Source organism: Dyadobacter psychrophilus (assembly GCF_900167945.1).
GTDB lineage: Bacteria > Bacteroidota > Bacteroidia > Cytophagales > Spirosomataceae > Dyadobacter > Dyadobacter psychrophilus.
In genome coordinates, this window is sequence record NZ_FUZA01000004.1 from 275,584 (window position 1) to 296,685 (window position 21,102).

The following is a 21,102-nucleotide window of genomic DNA, read 5'->3' on the forward strand; positions in this document are numbered from 1 at the left end:
ATTGAAATATTCCGGTGCGATTACGGTGACAGGGGCGTGTTAAGCGGAGAGTTGACAACGTCCAGAATCGTTTCGCCTTTCATCACGAACAAATAAAGCCGGTAACTTTCCGGACTGTAAGGAATCTGCAATGTCACGTCCGGCCCGGTTCCGAGCTCGGTTATGGCGAGCGGATTTGTTAGATAATCTATTTGTACCAATTTCCATTCAAAAGTCAGGTCTGCGGATGATTTATTGGCGAGAATCCATTGTCCGTTTTGCTGAATGATTGCGTGGAAGTCAAGTGAAAGGTCGGGGAATATTCCTGTTGCCGGTTTTAAAATCCTGACTTTTGGAATTATGCCCGGCGCCCTGCCATGATTCCAGACAGATGCAAGTTTGAAAAAAGTGTTTTTATATCTTCCGGTCTGATCTTTCAATGCATCAAAGCTAACGCGATCAGATGATTGTGTATCCTGCCAATTGGATATAAAAACACCACCGGAAAATTCCTCAAGCTGCTGATAAGCGGGAACGCCCATGTAACTTATGAAGTGGGGGAAATCCAGCTCTTTGTATTGGAAATCAGTATTGTCATTGATTATCAAACCATAAGAAGCAATTTCCGGGATTACTGTTTGTATTCTCTTAACCAGTTCAGGCATTGATTCCGTTGCTTCCACGTCGATGGTCACCGGTCGACTTGGATCCACTTCCTTCATTTTTTTAATCAAATTCTGCAACCAGATCAGGTAACTGTCCCGTTGATACATCAGTATGGGCTGCTGATAATGATGCGCAATTTTTTGAAAAACCGGGTTCCCGATATTCCAGGCAACGATTCGTTCATTATCCTTGTGTTTTTGAACAGTACTGATGATCGACTTTGAAACGGCTGCGAGTGTCTCCTTATCAAAACTGAAATTCAATGTATCCGAGACCCAGAAGCCATAGTGGATGCTCAGATTCTGCTCTTTGGCGGTTTTCAGAATGTTGTGATCATAAAAACTTGGCCCATAAACCTTGACTGTGTTAATCCCAATTTTCTTCATTTCTGCAAAATCTTCCAGAAGCTCCTTTTTCTTAAAAGCCCGGTAGCTTTTCGCCCAACCCGCTCCTTTGAGGTAATTAATGCCTTTTGTGTCTTTGAAAAATGTGCCTTCCTGAGCGGCAGGCTTCACCGGTTGAGGAAAAACAGATAATTTTGGAACCGCTGTTCTGGAAACGACTTTTTGGTTTTGATCATGAGAGGATTCACTGGGATTATAGGTGTCAAAACCCTCAGGCGCCCACACATGATGCATCCAGACTACATTATATGCTCCATGATCATTAAATAACCCGTTTAGATGTTTCCAGGCCTCCCCGAATTGTTCAGGGGCAATTCCTTTTGTACTGTCCCGTGTTGCAGCATTGCTGACCATTGAGGCAAAATGTATAAAAACGGGGCGATGCAGCGCTTTAAGTTGCATTGCTAACTCTATCATTCGTGTGTCAGAACTGCCATTTAAGATGTTTTCATAAAACGCATCTTCTGCAATGTTCAAATTGAGAACCGGATAGAGTCCGGCTTGATAAGCTGAGTCCACTTGCGGCATTGGCAACTTGATATGCGTATCATTTTTCCATGTAATGGCAATGGGGAAGAAGCGCAGCGGAATATCTGTTTTCTTGTCGGCGTGCCTGATAATCTCGCCAGGCAGCAAGTCGAATCTCGCATTATAAATCCAGATAGACAGCAACAAAATGGTGATCACCATGGCCGTGTTCCGCAATCCTGTGTAAAGATGGTGCCTGAAAATCCATAAAAGGCCTTTGAGCACTTTCAGCCTTTTCATTGCGGCATCGAGCAACGGATGGTGTGAACGCAGTATCCTGAATTGTTGCTGCCTGCTTGCCGCGATTGTAAAACACATAAAAAAGCAGTTCAGCGCCGCGAAAGCCGCCATGATCAAATTGTACGGATTCCAGTCGGTAAGCAATCCATAGGCGATTGCCGCAATGGAAAGGGCAAGGATAATCAGGTTTGGGATGTTAAGCGGCCAGTTGTTCGCTTCATTTCCGTCCTTGGGCGTTGGGACGTACGGCACTTTTTTGCCAATAATAGTATAAACAAGGCCGAGTATGAATATCCACCAGGTCCCGATCAACAGCAATCCTCCGACCATATGAAAACCCCTTTCGTCGTCTTCCATGACCCACCATTGCACGAAATGCCGGATCAGGACAAGGGCTGTGATCAATGGAAACACTGCCTGGCCAAAGTCAAATATGTCGAATTGCATGGGGCTCAGGCCGAAAAAGAGCGATATTATCGGGATCAGGAAATTGATCAAAAAGATGATTCCCGACAAATAATGCATTGGGATGAGGCCATAATGTAATCTTTGTCGCCAGGTAAATTGGCTGAAAAGCTTGGGATAAACATGAACCAGCAAGTCGAAAACTCCTCTCGACCATTTTAATTGTTGTTTATAATAAGCTGATAATGTGGAAGGGACAAGTCCGCGCGCTAAGACTTCGGGCACATATACCGATTTCCAGCCTTTCGCATGCAGTTGCATGGATGTATGCATATCCTCTGCGAGGCCGGCAGCATGTCCGCCAATGGAATCGAGCGCCGTGCGACGAAATGTACAGTTTGCACCAATGGCCAGGACGGTCCCATACTTGTTCATGGTCATCATCATGGGGCCGTAAAACTGGTAAGTCTGCTGTGCCGCGCCCTTCGCTATCAAACTTTCGTTGCTGTTTTTATAAGCCTGCACGACCTGCACATAGCCAATTTCGGGGTTATTGAAATGCGAAACGATAGGGTCCAGAAACTCCGGAAAAGGAACATGATCGGGATCCAGGACGACGCATAATTCGCCGGATGACTGCCGCAACGCGTTGTTGATGTTCCCTGCTTTTGCATCTTTCTTATCCGTGCGGGTAATGTGGTGCACACCAAGATCTTTGCAAACTTGTTTAAGATAAGCATCGTCAGCTTCATCACAGAGATAGGTTTCATGCGGATAATTGATCGCCTTAATAGCTGTAAGCGTTTCAATGATCATTTCATAAGGTTCTCCTGGACAGAATGTTGTGAATATGTCAACCGTAAAATCCCGGACGAACGGAGGCGTTTTGGGAACGATAATGTGCAGATAATGATACCATTCGTAAAGCAGTTTCAGGCAACTAAAAACAAATGTTGTGAGCAGCATCCAGTAAAGTGGTGCATAACCTCTGACAGATTTGGCAAATACGCTATTGAGGAAAAAGGCGATCGCCACGCACCCGATCACAATCATGATGTGCAGGGTGATCCGCTCTATACGGGTAGGAGGCTTGACGGATATCCTTTTCATTTGTCGCTCACCACATAAAATGGCGTGTTACAAGTGGCGAAATTGCCATTTTTGCCTGAAATTTTAGCGAAAATCCGATATGGCCCTTCCTCCGAAGGTGACTGGAAGCGTGTGGTTAACGACCTTCCTTCGCTGTAAAGACTGTCGATCGCAGCCAGTTCTTTTGTGCTGTTCTGATGATTTTTTTTATACCAATCCTCTCGGAATATTTTCCATTCGACTGATTTAATGCTGTCCGAATTAAACATTACCACCTGACCGTCAAGAGCTTCCCCCGGATTTACCATCACATTATCGGCGGCCCCTTTTTTATTGAGAAGCATGTATTTAACGGCGGGATAATGTTCCTTCACAGCCTGATTGGTCCATAAATACTGCATGATAGCCACAGGCTCGGAAGCAGCCCCAGACTCATCAAACATGCTGAACCAGGTATTTGTGGTTTCCTGCTTATTACCCCAAAAAAAGGCAAAGCTTCCCAGGAACCGGGGATCTTCGACGGGCATTTTTTCCTGGTAACGCCGCAGATAAACGTCGGCCTTTTTTTTGCTTGGATGTTCTATGAAAGCACCCCAGGCCGTCTGCAAACTTCCTGTCCAGGGGCCGTCCGTTCCCCATTCAAGAAGCATATAGGGCCCGTCCCAAAACCAGGAAATAGCTTTCAGGTCGTCTCGAAATGAATCCAGCAGGTTGAAAATGTTGAATGAAATGACATCAATATCGCAGCGTAATTTGATGTTTGCAATGTATTTGGTATTGAAATTAAGGACAGTTGTGGTGATCGGGTGATCCGGATCGGTGCTGCGAATCATGTCGGTAAGCGCATTGAATCCTTTATAGAAATTGTTATAGGCAGGCTTGGAAGGAAAATCAAGCTCATTGCCGACGCACCACATCAGAAGCGCAGGATGATTTTTATGTCTGTTAACCAGCGACTTAAATGCAGAAAGTTGTTGCGCAGTCTTGTCAGGATTATCATATAGCGACATTTGATCGCTATTCTGGATGGGAAGTCCTGCAATGATGGCAATGTTATTTGCATGAGCGCTGTCCAGCACCTGCATCAGGTTGGTAGTGTCCCAGATCCGCAAACAGTTTCCTCCCGATTGTGCCAGTTTTCGAAAATGAGTGTCACCGCTAGCGCCTTTAATAAGGAACGTTTCTCTGTTTCGCAAAATCCTATAACCGCCTCCGGCTTTCACAATCTGCACTTTTGCATATGACCGGTCCCTTTCGCGCGTACAGCCGGAAAGGAACAATATTCCCCATAAGCAACAATAGATGGTTTTAAAAACAATATTTCTTCCTGGCAAAATGAAGAGACGGGTGAAAAGGGGGAACGACCGAGATAGAGAAAGAGCTAAATAACGGAAAAACAGTTAAATATAAAAGCGTTGTGCTTATCATAATTGTTGTAACTCCTATTTTAATTAAACAGTTAAAAAGCAGTTACGAATTGCTTTTGACTTTGGCTCAACGCCATTTACTTAACGTTCATAAAAAATCCATGCAAACCGGTTTCAATTCACAAGTTGCAATTATTACAGGAGCTGCCTCCGGCTTAGGACTCGTGATTGCCCATAAATTGTTAAATGAGGGGGCTTTTGTAGGCCTGTTTGATTTAAACACCGCAGCCCTTCGGAAAGAGTTTATTGGTAATCCCGACAAGGAAGAGTTTGTCAGCGTTGACGTTACCGATCAGGAAATGGTGGAAAAGGCTGTGGAACAGGTCATCGGACGTTTTGGGAAAGTTGACATTCTGATTAATTGCGCAGGCATTACGGGCGCTACAAATGTGAAAAGTCACGAAGTGAACACGGACAACATTAAAAAAGTGTTTGATATCAATTTCATGGGCAGTTTTTACACTTCGAAAGCCGTTTTGCCGTACATGCTGGCCAATCACTACGGCCGGATCTTGCACATTGCCTCCATTGCCGGCAAGGAGGGAAATGCAGGGATGCTGGCCTATTCTGCTTCCAAGGCCGCTGTTATCGGCATGACCAAAGTGCAGGGAAAAGAATATGCAGAGACCGGGATAACGATTAACGCATTGGCGCCAGCTGTTATTGAAACGCCTCTCGTGCACGCTATGCCAGATACGCAGGTGAAATACATGACGGACAAAATTCCCATGCGACGCTGCGGAACGCTCGAAGAAGCCGCGAATATGGCCGCGTTCATTGTTTCCGCAGAGAACAGTTTTACCACCGGCTTTACATTCGACCTTTCGGGAGGAAGGGCCACTTACTGATTTTTTTCCAGCTCAATAAAATCTTCTCGAACCGGCGTAAAGCAATCGATCACTTTGCATTGCGTATGGGCAACAGCGGAATGCGGTGCGTGCGAAGGAATGTAAGCGGTCATGCCTTTTGTCAAAAGCATTTTTTCGCCATTAATGTCAAATTCCAGCTCACCTTCCAGCACATGGCACCATTGCTCGTGGTGGTGGCTGTGTTCGGGCAGAACGGTGCCGTTATCAATCGTGAAATGGCCGAAAGTCATTTTGTCTGAGTGTGAGAGCGTTCCGTGGATGCCGTCCCAGATTTTCACGTGTTTATTGGTATTAAAATTAACAAAAGGCATAGTAATGTTTGAATAAGCTTGAAAATGGAATTTAAAAATAATCAAAACGCAATGAGCTGTTTGCTATTCCTATTGCTTTTTATACATTTGCATATTCCGACCGAATTTTAATATTACAACATTGCGCAGGATTTTATCCATATTGCTTTTGGGGTTGCTGCTTTACAACATGGTGGGCTATTCGATAGTTTACCTGTCGGAAGAAACGCACACCATCAGCGAGCGCGGCAAAGACCTTATTCAGCAGTCGGACAATTCGCAGGACATTGTGATTAAAGTGCCCGTTGCGGTTCCCTATCAGACCAACTGGGATGCACCGGAGCAAGTAGAAGGCCAGATTTTGCATGAAGGCCAATATTATCAGATGAAAAGCCGCCAGCTGATCAACGACACGATGTATGTGCATTGCGAATACGACCAGACTGCACGCGAAAAGTTCAGCGACCTTGCTTCAAAAATTAACGATCAGGTTACTGGAAATGCAAGTGATCAGCAGAAAGATCAGCATTCCAACATTCTCAAGAACTTTGTAAAAGAATACATGTCCCAGGACAGGAAACATGTGTTTTATTTGCTTGAATGGGCGCCAGCCCAGGAAGTTGCCGTTTCACAGGTGCAGCTTCATTTTTCAGAAAGACAATTTACCATTCCTTCGCCGCCACCCGATCTGGCTTAGTAACATAATTTCATTTTCTCCTTTTTGACCGCATTTCCATCGAAATGTTGTGTTCAGCTTGAACTGAAAATCAGCGCTTGTTAGCTATTTCGTTCAATTTGAATCAGGAGAAGAAATCTTTTTACTACAACAGATTTTTTCCAAATGGCGCATATCACATTGCCGGATGAATCCCTTCCCGGGATCGTCGGCTTATTCAATTTCCGTCCCGAAACGGCTTCGTCGCTTCGCTGGCTTGCCGACACGCTGCTGAGAGGCGAGTCGCCACTTACCAGTGGCGAGCGCGAACTCATTGCCGCTTACGTTTCCCACCTCAACGACTGCACGTTTTGCCATATGTCGCATGCTTCGGCTGCAATGGCGCATTTGTCGTGTGATCTGGAACAAATCGCAGACATCCGAAATGGTTTTCAGGAAATTCCTGTCACCCCAAAACTGCGTGCATTGCATCGTATAGCGGCCAAAGTGCAGAAAAGCGGGAAGGAAGTTTCGGCAGAAGACGTTGCCGCGGCTCGTGCCGAAGGAGCCATCGACCGCGAAATCCACGACACGGTTTTGATTGCAGCATCATTCTGCATGTTCAACCGCTATGTGGATGGACTGGGTACCTGGGCGCCTCAGGAAAACGAGGATTACCGTGCAATGGGGCAACGTATGGCCTTCCAGGGTTACATTCATGCCGTTACGCAGGCAGCTGAATAATTTTTCCAAAATCATTTTCAAAACATAGCAATGCCACATATCCCATTGCCGGAACATTTGCCGGGAATAACAGGTCTGCTCGAATACAACAAGGAAACTGCCGCGCCGATCCGCGAGCTGACGCAATTCCTTTTGCGGGGCGAATCCACATTAACGCCCGGCGAAAGGGAGTTGATTGCAACAATCGTTTCGCATAATAATGCATGCAAATTCTGCACGGCCGCGCACACTGCCGCCGCCGATTTGCTGATCGGCAACACCGAAACCTGCGAAATCATGAAGCAGGACATTGACGCCGCGCCGGTAAGCGACAAAATGAAAGCCTTACTTAAAATTGCCAAACAAGTTCAGGTGCTCGGGAAAGCGGTCACCAAAGAAGCCATCGCAGACGCGAAAAGTCATGGCGCAACCGACATTGAAATCCACGACACAGTCCTGATCGCAGCCCTGTTTTGCCTGTACAACCGCTATGTAGACGGAATGGCCACCGTTGCGCCTTCCAATCCTGAATTTTATCAAGGCCTCGGCCAGCGTCTCGTCGATAATGGTTATAACAGACTGGCGAATGGTTACGACCATTTGAAACACCAGCAACAACAGCAGCAACAATAAAACATTAGCAACCCTCTTGAAACAGGTTTATATGAAAAGAACTTTACATTTTTTGCTATCCTTTCTCTGCGTGTTTTTCATGCAAAACGCATTGGCACAATCCACGCAGCTTTCCGGTCACATTATCGACAATGATAGTCAAAAGCCGCTTTCGGGCGTTTCGGTGTCGGTTAAGGGAAAAAATACAGGCGCTATTACGAATGCAGATGGATTCTTTGAATTAAAAACCAATGTTCCTGCGACGCTGGTGATCTCGCTGATCGGTTATGCGCGTCAGGAAGTGGAAGTTGCTTCTGCTCAGGCGATTAATGTGAATCTTGTGCCGGCTGCCGAAGAGCTTAACCAGGTTGTGGTTTCAGCATCGCGGGTGGAAGAGAGCATTTTACGTTCTCCGGTGAGCATTGAAAAAATGGATCTGCGCGCAGTTCAGCAAACGCCTTCTGCCAATTATTTTGATGGATTGGTCAATATGAAATCGCTGGATATGGTCACCAGCAGCCTTACTTACAAACAAATTAACACAAGAGGATTCAACACAACGGGTAACAGCCGTTTCCTGCAACTGGTGGATGGCGTTGATAATCAGCCTTCCGGACTGGGTTTTGCGATGGGCAATCTTTTTGGCCCGCACGACATTGATGTGGAAAGTGCAGAACTTATTCCAGGAGCGGCCTCGGCATTATACGGCCCGATTGCTTTCAACGGCATGCTTAACACACGCACCAAAAATCCATTTGCATATCAGGGATTAAGCGCGCAAACGAAATTCGGTGTCAACCACATCGGCGACGGAACAGGCATGGGAGCAAAACCCATGTACGACCTGGCCGTTCGTTATGCCAAAGCATTTAACAACAAGTTTGCCTTCAAAGCCGCTGCGAGTTATCTCAAAGGAACGGATTGGTATGCAAATGATTACACGGACATTGACCCGAACACACCAGCTGCAAACCGCGGTCCGAACAATCCAGGCAGAAACGCGCTGAACATTTATGGCGACGAGGTGGCGCAAACGATCCCGAACATTGGACGCGTTTCCCGAACCGGTTATGAAGAAAAAGATCTGGCGACTTACGGCGTTTACAGCCTCAAAATGCTCGGCGCATTGCATTACCGCATTACGGACAAGCTGGAAGCCATTTATCAGGGCAATTTTAATCAGGGAACAGCGCAGTATACAGGCAGTAACCGCTTCGTGATCAATGATTTCAAATTCATTCAGCACAGGTTAGAACTGCGGGGCAGCAACTTTTATGTGCGTGCTTATTCCAATCAGGAGCGTTCGACAAACTCTTATAACACCCGTGCTTTGGGCCAGCAGATCAATCGAACATGGGTGAAAGATCTGGCTGGAAATACAGTTTCGCCGGATAAGGCGGATGCAACCTGGTTTGAAAGATACACGGCTGCTTACAATGGTGCCATTGCCTCCGTGGGCGGGAAAGATCATTCCATAGCACGGGCTTTTGCAGATCAGGGACGCATTATGCCGGGGTCCGGTGAATACGAATCGGCCAAAGATCGCCTGATCCAGACGCGTGGGCTTGCGGGAGCGGGAATCCTGAGCGAATGCAGTTTGCGACATATGGAAGGCATGTACGATTTCAGTTCTGCATTGAAATTTATCAATTTCCAGGTGGGCGGCAATTTCCGCAAATATTATCTCAACACGGGCGGGACATTGTTTGATGATAAAGACAAAAACCTCACAAATGAAGAATACGGCGTTTTTGCACAGGCTTCCAAATCGTTCTGGAAAGATGTTTTGAAGCTGACGGTTTCTGGCCGTTATGACAAGAATGAGAACTTTGACGGCCGTTTTACGCCACGCGCTTCGGCCGTTATTTCGCCCAATGAAAACCACCATTTCCGGGCGTCTTATCAAACCGGTTTCCGTAACCCAACCATTGGCGATCAATACATTAAGCTTAATGTAGGCCCGATCATCATTCTCGGCGGTGCGCCGGTGAACTCTGCGGGTTTGAATGCTTACGAAAATTCGGTTACCATCGCTTCTTTCGGTGCGTTCGCAAGTGCATTCGGGGCGGATATGGCAAAAGGAACGCCATTTCCACAAGCTGTTGCCAACAACAAGGACAAGCTCGTGAAATCCAATGTGCCTTATATCAAATCAGAGAAAGTGAAGAGCTATGAGTTTGGTTACAAGGCGGTTATCTCCAAAAAACTCTTGTTTGATATCAATTATTATTACAGTCAATACACTGATTTTATGATCAATACGGTCGTGGCGAGAGCGAAGTCAGACATTCTGTTGCCGGACGGAAAAGTGAATCCTGCTGCGGCTGCCGAATTGCTTGGAGCCGACAGACAGCTTTTCCAGCTTTATACCAATGCAGCGGATAAAGTTTCCATTCAAGGCGTAAGCGCGGGACTAACTTATACGCTTCCCAAAAACTACAAGATCAGCGCGAATACAACCTGGATCGACTTCAACATTGGCGATGCAGATCAAAACAATGTTCCCGCATTCAACACGCCGGAATGGAAAACCAACCTCATCTTCGGGAATGCGAAACTGACCGAAAAAATCGGTTTTAATGTGGCCTGGCACTGGCAAAGCAGCTTTGACTGGTATGGCACATTTACCGAAATGCAACCTGGCAAAGTTAAAAGTTACAACCTGCTGGACGCGCAAATCAGCTATCGCATTCCAAGCCTCAAAACGATCGTGAAACTGGGTGCTTCCAATCTGACGAACCAATATATCGTCCAGGCATACGGCTCGCCGGCAGTCGGCGGCTTGTATTATGTGAGTCTCAATTTTGATCAGCTTTTCAGATAACAGCAGCTTTATGAACATGGAAATATTGGAATTGACCAATCTGGAAGAAAAGAGGACGGACTCGAAATGGCTCGCATTTGGCTTATGCGTAGTGAGTTACATGCTGAGCGGGACGGTTTCCACATTAATGTCGGTTTACTTACCGGTTGCCATTCCTGAACTTACAGGAAAAGCGGTTTCCCAGGCAGAACTCGGGGAGATCGGCGCTTATGTGAATGCGATATTCCTGTATGGCTGGATGGTCGGAGGGCTATTGTTCGGCTTTGTGAGCGACCGCATCGGGCGCGTAAAATCTTTAACATTAGTGATCGGGCTTTATGGCATTTCCACTTGTTTGGTTACCATCGTGACGGATTGGTATAGCCTGGTGGCATTGCGGTTTTTCGCCGGGATGGGCATAGGCGGCGTTTTGCTGATCACAACGGTTTACATTTCGGAGATTTGGCAAGACAAAAATAAAGCGGTTATGCTCGGAATTCTGGCCGTATTCTTTCCTGTTGGCATTGTTACAACAGGCAGTCTGAACTTGATTTTTTCGGATTGGAGAAGCGCTTTTACTGTGGGCGTCATTCCAGTGATTATAGCTGTGCTGGTGTTTTTCCTGCTGCCTGAATCGGACAAATGGCGTTTGACCAAAACTTACACTAAAAAGCCGGAAGGATTATTTTTTGAAAGCAACCGGGCCAATTTGCTTTCCGGCTCGCTGATTTTCGGCTCCGTGCTGATAGGGCTTTGGGGGATTTTCTCGTGGCTTCCAACCTGGGTGCAAACATTGCTGGCAACGGGTCAGGATGGGCAGAAGGAGCGGGGACTCGTGATGATCCTGCTGGGCATAGGCGGGATTACGGGTGGGATTTTCTCAGGCATGCTGGTCAATAAATTTGGCAAAAAAACCACACTAATGGTCACATTCGGCACTTGCCTGGTAATGTGCTGCATTCTGTTTTTGACCAACAGCACATTTTCAAACATCATTTACATAGAAACAGCCGTGCTGGCTTTCTGTTTTGGGATCAGCCAGGGCGCTTTGTCAAGTTATATTCCTGAGTTGTTCCCGGTTTCGATCCGGGGAACGGCGACGGGCTTTTGCTTTAATGTAGGACGGTTCTTTACGGCCACGGCGGTGTTTTTTATCGGATCTCTCGTGGCAGTTTTGGGTGGTTTCGGGAACGCGCTGCTCGTATTCACGATCCCGTTCCTGGTGGCGCTAATCGTCACTGCCAGAAGCAAATAAGTTAGTATATTATCATAGGTTAATAATTAGGCAAACGGATTTGCCATATGGCGAATCCGTTTCTTTTTTCTTAAACTATAACAGATACATACATTCAGAACCTCCCATTTATGAGAACATTATTTTACCTGGGCGTTGCGGGTATTATCCTTTACGAGATAGCAAAAGTGTATTTCATCATGCCAATGCCCGGCAGCCAGCGGATGAACAGCATTGAAATTGCCTATTTTCTCCATACCTGGCGATGGGCATTCCGGATTTTGTTCTGGCTGATGATCATTGCCGGCTGCACAACTTCCATGGCAGGAAAAAGAAAATGGATCACGATAATTTTGCTCATGGTTGCAGGAGCAGTGACTTACGGCACAAATTATGAAATGGCGGCGGACACCATGTTCTATCAACCTTCGCAAGTGATTTTGTATAATGCTTCCCAAAACAAAGTAAAGGACGACCGGCTCGTGATTGGCGTGGAGGCCAACGGTGAGGCCAAAGCATATCCTATTCAATTTATTGGTTATCATCACCAGGTACGCGATGTCCTGGGCGGAAAGCCTGTAATCGTGACTTACTGCACGGTTTGCCGCACCGGAAGGGTTTTTGAGCCAGTTGTAGAAGGAAAACCGGATGAGTTCAGGCTGGTGGGAATGGACCATTTCAATGCGATGTTTGAAGACAAAAACACCGGAAGCTGGTGGAGGCAAGCGAACGGCGAGGCCATAGCCGGACCATTAAAGGGCCAAATGCTGCCCGAACTTCCCACTACGCAAACCACGGTATCACAATGGTTCGAATTGCATCCCAACAGTAAGATCATGCAACCTGACCCAATCTATCAGGCCAAATACGATTCCATGAGCCGCTATGAATCCGGGAAAGGCAAATCAACATTAACAAAAACAGACACAACTGCATGGAAGGAAAAATCGTGGATCGTAGGCGTGCAGGCCGGCAAAAGCAGCAAAGCATTTGACTGGAATAAGCTGGTTAAAGAGCGGGTTATTAATGATCGCATTGGGTCGACTCCGGTTGCAGTCGTTATTGCGGCGGATAACAAGAGTTTTTTCGCATTTCAGAAAGAACTCGGCCAGGAGTTTACCATTCGGAATGATACATTATTTGCACAAAACGGAGCCTATAATCTGTTGGGAAAACCCGTTTCAGGCGATGGAGCAAATTTGCTGCGTATCAATGCATATCAGGAATTTTGGCACAGTTGGCGTACATTCCATCCTGATACTCAGCAATATTGAATTTTGAATCAGTTACATTAAATTATGAACATTAAATCTACGCTTATTACGCCGCTTGTGTTTTTGGGGGCTTTGGGAGTCGCATATGCGCAGGAAAATCAAGACAAAAAACAGGACGCCGAAAAAGTGCTCGACCTGAATGAAGTGACCATTGAAGAACGCAAAAATGTAATTCACACCGAGCGGCTTCCTGATGTGCATAATACTTACATTCATGCGGGGAAAAAGAGCGAAGTGATTCAAATGGGAGGTGTTAATGGCAACATTGCCGAGAAAACGGGCCGACAGATCTTTGCAAAAATCCCCGGCGTGTTTGTTTATGATATGGATGGAAGCGGCAATCAGATCAACATTTCAACACGCGGTCTTGATCCGCACCGGTCCTGGGAATATAACATTCGCCAGAATGGTGTTATTACCAATTCCGATATGTATGGTTATCCGGCCAGTCATTATAGTCCGGCCATGGAATCCATCGAGCGCATTGAGCTGGTAAGGGGAACGTCATCATTGCAGTATGGCGCCCAATTTGGCGGAATGATCAATTACGTGACCAAAGGCCCGGATACAACCAAAGCATTCTCTTTTGAAAGCATTAATTCCGTGGGATCTTTCGGGCTTTTTAGCTCGTACAATGCCGTTGGAGGCAAGATTGGGAAATTGGTCTACTCTGCTTATTACCAAAGAAGACATTCAGATGGTTACCGAAAAAATGCCAAATCCGATGCACAATCGCAATTTGCAAGCCTGGCTTATGAATTCAATAAGTCGTTGCGTATCAAAGCGGAGCTGGGGCGTTCATCCTACGTTTACCAGATTCCCGGCCCGCTGACCGACGCGATGTTCGCCGCCGATCCGCGACAGTCGACGCGTTCGAGAAACTATTTTAACCCCGACATTTACATTCCATCTGTTGTTGTGGATTGGCAGGTTAGCCGTGACACGCAACTGAAATTTACCAATTCGGGTGTTTACGGAGCCAGAAACAGCGTCATGTTCGATGCTTTCGCCAATGTTCCGGACACGATCAGCTCGTTGACAAAATCTTACAAATCGCGTCAGGTGGACATTGATAATTTCAAAAGCTTCACTTCCGAGCTGCGGATTTTACACCATTATGACATTGCCGGTTTCAAAAACGTTCTTTCCGGCGGTGTACAGATCATGCAAAATAGGCTGCGAAGAAGACAGCTCGGCAAAGGCACAACCGGCAGTGATTTTGATCTGACATTAACAGACCCAGCTTTTGGCAGGGACCTTTATATGAAGACAAAAAACGTGGCGCTGTTTTTAGAAAACTTGATTTACCTGACGCCCAAATGGACCATTTCACCGGGATTGCGATATGAGAACGGGGCAACGGACATGACCGGAAAGATCAGTTATTACGATCCGGGCGACCTTCCCAACAAGATCAAACACAATTTTCCACTTTTCGGGATCAGCTCGCAATACAGGCTGGATGCCCAAAACCGCATTTACGGCGGCATTTCACAGGCATACCGGCCTGTTGTGTTCAAAGACATTATCCCCGGATCTGTTTTGGAAAAAGTGGATAAAAATCTGAAAGACGCATACGGTTATAATGTAGAAGCAGGCATTAGCGGCGGCACTAAAAATCTGCATTACGACATTGGTGTTTTCCAGGTTTTGATCAACAACAGAATGGGAACTGTTTCCATGCGGGAAGGTGCAAACGCATACATTCTGCGCACCGTAACAGGCGATACGCGTACACGCGGCGTAGAAGCATACATTGAATATATACCATTCCGTATCAACACATCGACAACGCCCACCGAGCTTTCTATTTTTACCTCAACCTCTTACTTTGACGCAAGTTATATCAAGGGGAATGCGGTTGTAAACGGTGAAAATACAAGCGTAGCAGGCAATAAAGTAGAAGGCGTTCCAACCTGGATTTCCCGCAATGGTGTGCAGCTTTTGTATAAAAAATTATCCCTAACCTGCCAATACAGCTACGTAAGCGCCAACTTCGCCAATCCACTGAACACCGTTGAGCCTTCCGCAAACGGCACAATAGGCAAAGTTCCTGGCTATGGACTCCTCGACTTGAATGCAACATGGCATATCAGCGGAAATTATACATTGCGTGCTGGCATTAACAACATTACCGACAAACAATATTTCACCAAACGACCGACCATGTATCCCGGCGCAGGCGTATGGACTTCCGATGGTCGCAGTTTCGGGCTTTCGTTTGGGATTAAGATTTGATTACAGCACAGGATCGAAATTATATAGACTGGAAAAATATCCTAACCTGCATAACGATAATAGCCATTTCAATCCCTTCTTTCGTAACCACTTTAAACCAGGTAGGGCCTGAGCCGCTGAGGCCAAACCTGGGGCAAATCTGCCTGGCATTATTTTAATATCTGCTATTGCAAAAACAACAAACTATCATGGCAGATAAGACTTTGAAAGATGTAAGCGAAGTAATGAAGGATATAGATCTTTGCATGCTTACCACCACAACCTCCGACGGAGCACTGGCTTCGCGGCCGATGAGCAACAACGGGGAAGTGGAATACGATGGAAATTCCTATTTCTTCACCTGGGAAGGCTCCCGGATGGTAAGCGACATTGAGCTGGATAGCGGGGTTAACCTTACATTCCAGGGGGAAAAGGCCATTTGGATCTCCGTTTCGGGAAAAGCCGAAGTCACCCGTGAGCGTGCAGATATGGAAGAACATTGGGTAAGCGACCTGGATCAATGGTTTGAAGAGGGTCTTGATACACCCGGCATTGCGATGATTATTGTAAAGGCCAAAAGAATAAAATACTGGCAGGGTGAGGAAGAGGGAGAAGTAAAGCTATAATTTTATATAAATGCTTTAATTTGTGGATCACGTCGGTTTTCGATGTGATCCTTTTTTTTATTCCTATGAACTCACTTCTGACTGCATTGCTCTTACTCATTTGCCTTACAACTTCCGTGGCGCAGAATTATGACGAGGCGAAAGTCCCTGCTTACGTGCTTCCTCCGTTGCTGAAAACGACCGCGGGTCAGGAAGTGAAAAGCAAAAAAATGTGGGAAGATGTGCGGCGTCCTGAAATTCTCAGGCTTTTTGAAGACAACATTTACGGGCAAATGCCGAAAGACTATGATAGCATTCGCTATACATTGAAAAACGGGGATAGGGCTGCGATGAATGGCAAAGCAACGCTCAAGGAAGTGGCCGTGCAGGTTTACCGGAACCGGAAGTCAGTTCAGATTAATGTGGTAATGTTCGTTCCTAATCATGCAAAAAAGCCGGCGCCTGTTTTTGTTTTAATTAATAACCGCGGAAGGGAAAATACAGATCCGACGAGAAAAGTAAAAAGCGGTTTCTGGCCCGCCGAAATGGTCATTGACAGCGGTTATGCCGTGGCGGCTTTCCACGTGAGCGACCTCGCTCCGGACAATAAGGACACATTTATAAACGGCGTTTTGCAGCTTTATCCTGAGCAGCTGGAAGCGGATAATGGTATGAAGGCCATTGGTGCGTGGGCTTGGGGCGCGTCGCGGGTGATGGATTATTTTGAAAATGATAAAGATATTGATCCGAAAAATGTGATTGTTGTGGGACACTCACGGGGCGGAAAAGCTTCATTATGGGCAGCGGCGCAGGACCAGCGTTTCGCCGTTTGTGTTACCAATTGCTCCGGGAACACGGGCGCAGCATTGGCCAGGCGGCAGTTTGGTGAGAGAATTACCCGTATCAATACCACGTTTCCGCATTGGTTTAATAACAATTACAAGAAATTCAATGCCAACGAAAACCAATTACCCGTTGATCAGCATATGCTTATCGCGTTAATCGCGCCGCGGCCTTTATACGCAACCAACGCTTCCAAGGATCTTTGGGCCGATCCGACCGGGACATTTCTGGCTCTCAAAAAGGCCGAGGAAGTGTACGCGCTGTACGGAATGAGATCAAAATTACCGGCAAACCCACCCGCCATCAATGCGCCTGTTCCTTATGCGCCGCTGGCTTACCATAACCGCGAAGGCGAACACGATCTGACGGCTTACGACTGGGGCAATTTTATCAGGCTCGTAAGATCCCGTCGTTAAGGGCATAAAATTTTTAGCCTTTCATAATCATCATAACAACTACTGATTATGAAAAATAACAGCAATCAAGGACTCTTTTCAGGGAAGACAGCTTTATGGGCAGCGGCGGGCTTAGGCGTGTTTGCTGCTGTCAGACATCTTTACAGGGAGATGATCAAATTTGATTTTCAGGATAAAGTAGTCGTCATCACGGGTGGAGCGCGTGGGTTAGGACTGTTGCTGGCCAGAGAGTTAGCGGCAAAAGGGGCCAATTTGGTGATATGTTCGAGGAATGCAGAGCAGATCGAAGTCGCCGAGCAGGAACTCCGGCAAATGGGCTCCATTGTGCTGGGTCTGAAAGCGGATGTAAGCGATCCGCGCGATGCAGCCCGTGTGATAGAAGCTGCTGTTTCTCAGTTTGGAAAAATAGATGTGCTGATCAATAACGCAGGTGTAATGCTCGTAGGTCCGGAGAATGTGATGGATGTGGAGGATTACAAAACAGCCATGGATACTAATTTCTGGGCGGCATTGTACATGATCAAAGCCGCGCTGCCCCATTTTCATGACGAGAAGGAGGGCAGGATCGCCAACATTTGTTCCATTGGTGGAAAGGTTGCGGTGCCGCATCTCTTGCCTTACAGCGTGAGCAAATTTGCGATGGTAGCATTGTCGGAAGGGCTTCATGCAGAATTAAAAAAGGATAATATCCACGTGACAACTGTGATCCCAAACCTGATGCGGACGGGAAGTCCAAGAAATGTGTCGGTTAAAGGAGATCATGAGGCAGAATATGCCTGGTTTAAGATTGCAGGCTCTTCACCGCTGCTTTCACAGGATGCCGCGCAAGCCGCGACTGACATCGTTAATGCGATCGCTTACCGGGAAACGGAGGTTGTATTGACCAAAACTGCGAAATTGGCCGTTGCATTGCAAGGCGCCAACCCGGCTTTGGTATCCTTCGCAACTTCCATTGCAAACCGGTTTTTGCCAAAATCAGGCCCGGAAAGAGCTGTGATCAGGAAAGGTCATGAAAGCGAATCCGAAAAAACAGCGGGCAAAGTAGCGTCTATCAGCGACCGTGCTGCATTGGAAAACAATGAGATATAATGTTAATGCATTAGGGAAGGATTGCGTGGTTGCAACGAGTTCAGATAGGTCCTGAATTGAGTTAAAAACGTAACATAACAATCCTTTCCCAAAATTTTCCCCATATTCCGTATTCCTCCATAGCCGGCTGTTATGAAAATCGCAACCTGTTCCGGCTCTGTATGCGCTTCGACTTTTCCTGATATTTTAGCATTTTTAAGAACAAGCTGAATGGCATTTTGCCACGCTAGAAGCAAGTCCCTTAGTGCATTTCCGAATAATTCATTAAGCGGTCCCATTTCTTCGATCAGGTTAACAGCCGGGCATCCATATTCGATTTTGAAAAGCGGATCATGCAATAAAAGGCGTTCCATCATCTGATAAATTGCTTCCAATGGCTCAGTAGCAGCCTGTAACGGGCTGATCATTGCGTCATGCATTCCGGGCGATAAAACTTCTGAGATCAGGGCCAGTCCCATTTCTTCTTTATTTTTGAAATGATAAAAAAAAGCGCCCTTAGTCACATTTGTAGAGGCGATGATCGCATCAATGCTGGTTGCCTGAAAACCATTTTTATAGATCAGTTCAAATGATTTTTGCAGGATATGCAGGCGTGTCCCGGCAGATTTATTCATATTTTTATATTAAAAAAACCTGATAAAAGGACGCTGCGAAAATGGAGAAAACGGCCATGGGATTGCGATTAAAATGATTAATAGCGCAATGCTGTAATAAATGGCAATGGTTTTGAACTTATCGCGATCAGCCACTTTTCGCTTCGCCAGTGCCGAGCCAACTGTCACAAAAATGATCGCAACCAGCATCAGGCTGCCATGAATGATGCTGAAAAAAGAAATGCCGGTTAGATCAAATGTCTTTGGATTGGTAAAATAATATTTAACCAAAGGGCTTTGTGTATAAAGCGTAAACCCGATCATGAGTTGTATATGGGCAATGGTTGCGGTCCAATGCCGGATCGAATCGGATTTTTTGGTAAAGTTCAGATTTTTAGAATAACCTCTGAATGCAATAAAAATGGCGTAAATAAGACCGAGAAGGACCAGCCATCTGAAAATGGAATGCAGGAAAAGGAGCGTTGGAAACATTCTAAAAGCGCTTTTTGCAAAACATACTGAATAGTATGTTTTGCAAATGTAGCTCATATATCGCATTAATCATATTTCATCTGCACCGCCTTAATCTCGCTTTTGCCGGAGCCATTGCCGGAAACATTAACACCAACTCTCGGAGCACGGTCCCAGCGCGGCAGCCAGGGCGTTTCTATCTGGACGGAGCTGGTCAGAGAATCGATTTTCTGCCCCTTCACATCCCAGCGGAACTCATAAAAGCGGCCATAACGGCTTTGCAGGCTAAGTTTAATGTCTTTGTATTTATCAGGAATCTCCTGCGTTTTGATCACCTCGTGAACGCCTTCCTTAATCTGCCACAAAGAAATGTGATTGTCACGAACGCCATAGCCAATGGCATTTCTGGCATCGCCATAAACAATGATATTTTGTGATAAATCCTTTTTTGCAGTGACTTCCGCGGAGAAGGTGTAGCTTCCTTTCTTAACGGTTATACCAAGAAAATTTCCAGTGTTATTGTGGTTGGTATTTTCGATTTCAAGCGATCCGTTTTGCACCTCGAAATTTGGTTTTGAGAAACTTACATCATAAACCCACGGCGCTTTCAGCGTATCCTTGTTATAATTGATAGAAAAATTGTGATTGATCACCGCACCGATAGCAATGGGTGCTTCTGCCTGCGCGGGCGTGGTTTTTCCATATCGAAAAGCCGGCCATTTAGAAACTTCATCCCAAACCAGTTCGCTGAGGACGCCCTGCCTTCCCGAAAATGTGAAATCGACACCGTTATAAGCATGGTGCAAATAAAAATAGCGATTATCCGGCGTTACCACCACGGTTCCATGCCCGGGACATTTCCAGGACTCGTCACCGAAAAGCGCCGGGTTCCCCGCATACTTTGTCCACGGCCCTTCCAGCTTTTCGGCCCGTGCAAAGCCAACCTGATAATCGCAACCCGCTCCACAGCAAGCATTACCTGAATAAAGCATATACCAGTAATTTCCCCGCTTAAAAATGGATTGTCCTTCTGCCCCGCCAGATTCCCAGCCGGTAAGTTCTGCTTTGATCAGGCCAAATTCTTTACCGATCACTTTCAAACCATCGGAAGACAGTTCCGCCCCGAGAATTTCGATTCCTCGGTCTTTATCCAGTCCGTATGCTTTCCAGGTGATGAATAGCTTGCCATTATCTTCAACCACGAATGCGTCGATCGCTTCCTTAGTCCATTCAATAATGACGCCGTGATCTTTAAAGCCTTTTTTCAAATCCTTTGTACTGGCCACGCCGATGAAAGATTGCTTGTCGGATTTGCGTCGGGCAGTGTAATAACAATAAAAAGTGCCGTTGCGGAAATACAATTCAGGTGCCCAGAAACTGCCCATGGTCCATTCCGGCAATTCGGCAAAGACAGGCCCGACATACTCCCAATCGACCAGATTTTTTGAACTGTATATAGGATAAGCCGGCCCCCATTCCGACGAGGTCGCTGCCGCATAGTAAGTATCACCTACACGGATCACCGAAGGATCTGCAAAGTCACCTGCAATAACAGGGTTCCTATAAGTAACAACCAGGCCCGGGGCAGGTTTTGGCTTCGGTTTCTGTGCGAAAGCGTTGGTTGTGAGTAGGAGTGTGAAGGAGAAAAGAAAGGCTATGGATCTCATGAC

General features: G+C 46.3%; 17 protein-coding genes. 11 read left to right on the forward strand and 6 right to left on the reverse strand.

Going from position 1 to position 21,102, the window contains the following annotated elements; translation table 11 throughout:
* Window positions 1-20: 20 nt before the first annotated feature.
* Both B5X68_RS17130 and B5X68_RS17135 read right to left on the reverse strand, forming a co-directional pair.
* Window positions 21-3,332, reverse strand: a complete 3,312-nt coding sequence (locus B5X68_RS17130) for a glycosyltransferase family 2 protein (protein WP_082215974.1) — start codon at window positions 3,330-3,332, stop codon at window positions 21-23.
* Window positions 3,329-4,534 carry a glycoside hydrolase family 2 TIM barrel-domain containing protein gene (locus tag B5X68_RS17135; protein ID WP_229208458.1) on the reverse strand — a complete coding sequence of 402 codons (1,206 nt, stop codon included), beginning with the start codon at window positions 4,532-4,534 and terminating at the stop codon, window positions 3,329-3,331. The genes B5X68_RS17130 and B5X68_RS17135 overlap by 4 nt, the downstream gene beginning before the upstream one ends.
* A gap of 305 nt (window positions 4,535-4,839) precedes the next feature.
* Here B5X68_RS17135 and B5X68_RS17140 point away from each other — a divergent pair, with 305 nt between their 5' ends.
* A complete protein-coding gene (locus B5X68_RS17140; RefSeq protein ID WP_082215975.1) occupies window positions 4,840-5,586 on the forward strand; it encodes an SDR family NAD(P)-dependent oxidoreductase in 747 nt (248 codons plus the stop codon).
* Here B5X68_RS17140 and B5X68_RS17145 read toward each other — a convergent pair.
* Window positions 5,580-5,918: a cupin domain-containing protein gene (locus B5X68_RS17145; RefSeq protein ID WP_082215976.1), complete on the reverse strand. Its 339-nt coding sequence runs from the start codon at window positions 5,916-5,918 to the stop codon at window positions 5,580-5,582. The two genes, B5X68_RS17140 and B5X68_RS17145, sit on opposite strands and share 7 nt — an antisense overlap.
* A 121-nt stretch (window positions 5,919-6,039) precedes the next feature.
* Between B5X68_RS17145 and B5X68_RS17150 the strand changes: the two genes are divergently transcribed.
* The 10 genes from B5X68_RS17150 (at window position 6,040) to B5X68_RS17195 (ending at window position 18,368) form a co-directional block, all read left to right on the forward strand.
* On the forward strand, window positions 6,040-6,594 hold the full coding sequence (locus B5X68_RS17150) for a hypothetical protein (protein ID WP_229208459.1): 555 nt from the start codon (window positions 6,040-6,042) through the stop codon (window positions 6,592-6,594).
* 144 nt (window positions 6,595-6,738) lie between these two features.
* Window positions 6,739-7,296 carry a carboxymuconolactone decarboxylase family protein gene (locus tag B5X68_RS17155; protein WP_082215977.1) on the forward strand — a complete coding sequence of 186 codons (558 nt, stop codon included), beginning with the start codon at window positions 6,739-6,741 and terminating at the stop codon, window positions 7,294-7,296.
* A 30-nt stretch (window positions 7,297-7,326) separates the two neighbouring features.
* Window positions 7,327-7,908 (forward strand): carboxymuconolactone decarboxylase family protein, encoded by a 582-nt coding sequence (locus tag B5X68_RS17160; protein ID WP_082215978.1) that lies wholly within the window; start codon window positions 7,327-7,329, stop codon window positions 7,906-7,908.
* A gap of 31 nt (window positions 7,909-7,939) precedes the next feature.
* On the forward strand, window positions 7,940-10,711 hold the full coding sequence (locus B5X68_RS17165) for a TonB-dependent receptor (protein WP_082215979.1): 2,772 nt from the start codon (window positions 7,940-7,942) through the stop codon (window positions 10,709-10,711).
* Between the two features lie 10 nt (window positions 10,712-10,721).
* Entirely contained in the window at window positions 10,722-11,945 is a 1,224-nt protein-coding gene (locus tag B5X68_RS17170) for an MFS transporter (RefSeq protein ID WP_229208460.1), read from the forward strand.
* 110 nt (window positions 11,946-12,055) lie between these two features.
* Window positions 12,056-13,198, forward strand: coding sequence for a DUF3179 domain-containing (seleno)protein (locus B5X68_RS17175; RefSeq protein ID WP_082215980.1), 1,143 nt, complete (start codon window positions 12,056-12,058; stop codon window positions 13,196-13,198).
* Window positions 13,199-13,222: 24 nt separating this feature from the next.
* Window positions 13,223-15,436: a TonB-dependent receptor family protein gene (locus B5X68_RS17180; protein WP_082215981.1), complete on the forward strand. Its 2,214-nt coding sequence runs from the start codon at window positions 13,223-13,225 to the stop codon at window positions 15,434-15,436.
* A 188-nt stretch (window positions 15,437-15,624) separates the two neighbouring features.
* Window positions 15,625-16,041 (forward strand): pyridoxamine 5'-phosphate oxidase family protein, encoded by a 417-nt coding sequence (locus B5X68_RS17185; protein WP_082215982.1) that lies wholly within the window; start codon window positions 15,625-15,627, stop codon window positions 16,039-16,041.
* Window positions 16,042-16,106: 65 nt separating this feature from the next.
* Entirely contained in the window at window positions 16,107-17,279 is a 1,173-nt protein-coding gene (locus B5X68_RS17190) for a glucuronyl esterase domain-containing protein (RefSeq protein WP_082216165.1), read from the forward strand.
* A gap of 48 nt (window positions 17,280-17,327) precedes the next feature.
* The gene (locus B5X68_RS17195) at window positions 17,328-18,368 is read left to right on the forward strand and encodes an SDR family NAD(P)-dependent oxidoreductase (protein ID WP_082215983.1); all 1,041 of its coding nucleotides are present in this window, start codon (window positions 17,328-17,330) and stop codon (window positions 18,366-18,368) included.
* Between the two features lie 2 nt (window positions 18,369-18,370).
* Here B5X68_RS17195 and B5X68_RS17200 read toward each other — a convergent pair whose 3' ends face one another.
* The 3 genes from B5X68_RS17200 to B5X68_RS17210 form a co-directional block, all read right to left on the reverse strand.
* A complete protein-coding gene (locus tag B5X68_RS17200) occupies window positions 18,371-18,982 on the reverse strand; it encodes a TetR/AcrR family transcriptional regulator (RefSeq protein WP_082215984.1) in 612 nt (203 codons plus the stop codon).
* A gap of 9 nt (window positions 18,983-18,991) precedes the next feature.
* Window positions 18,992-19,453, reverse strand: coding sequence for a hypothetical protein (locus tag B5X68_RS17205; RefSeq protein ID WP_082215985.1), 462 nt, complete (start codon window positions 19,451-19,453; stop codon window positions 18,992-18,994).
* 65 nt (window positions 19,454-19,518) lie between these two features.
* Window positions 19,519-21,099: a glycoside hydrolase family 43 protein gene (locus tag B5X68_RS17210; protein ID WP_082215986.1), complete on the reverse strand. Its 1,581-nt coding sequence runs from the start codon at window positions 21,097-21,099 to the stop codon at window positions 19,519-19,521.
* Between the last annotated feature and the right edge of the window lie 3 nt (window positions 21,100-21,102).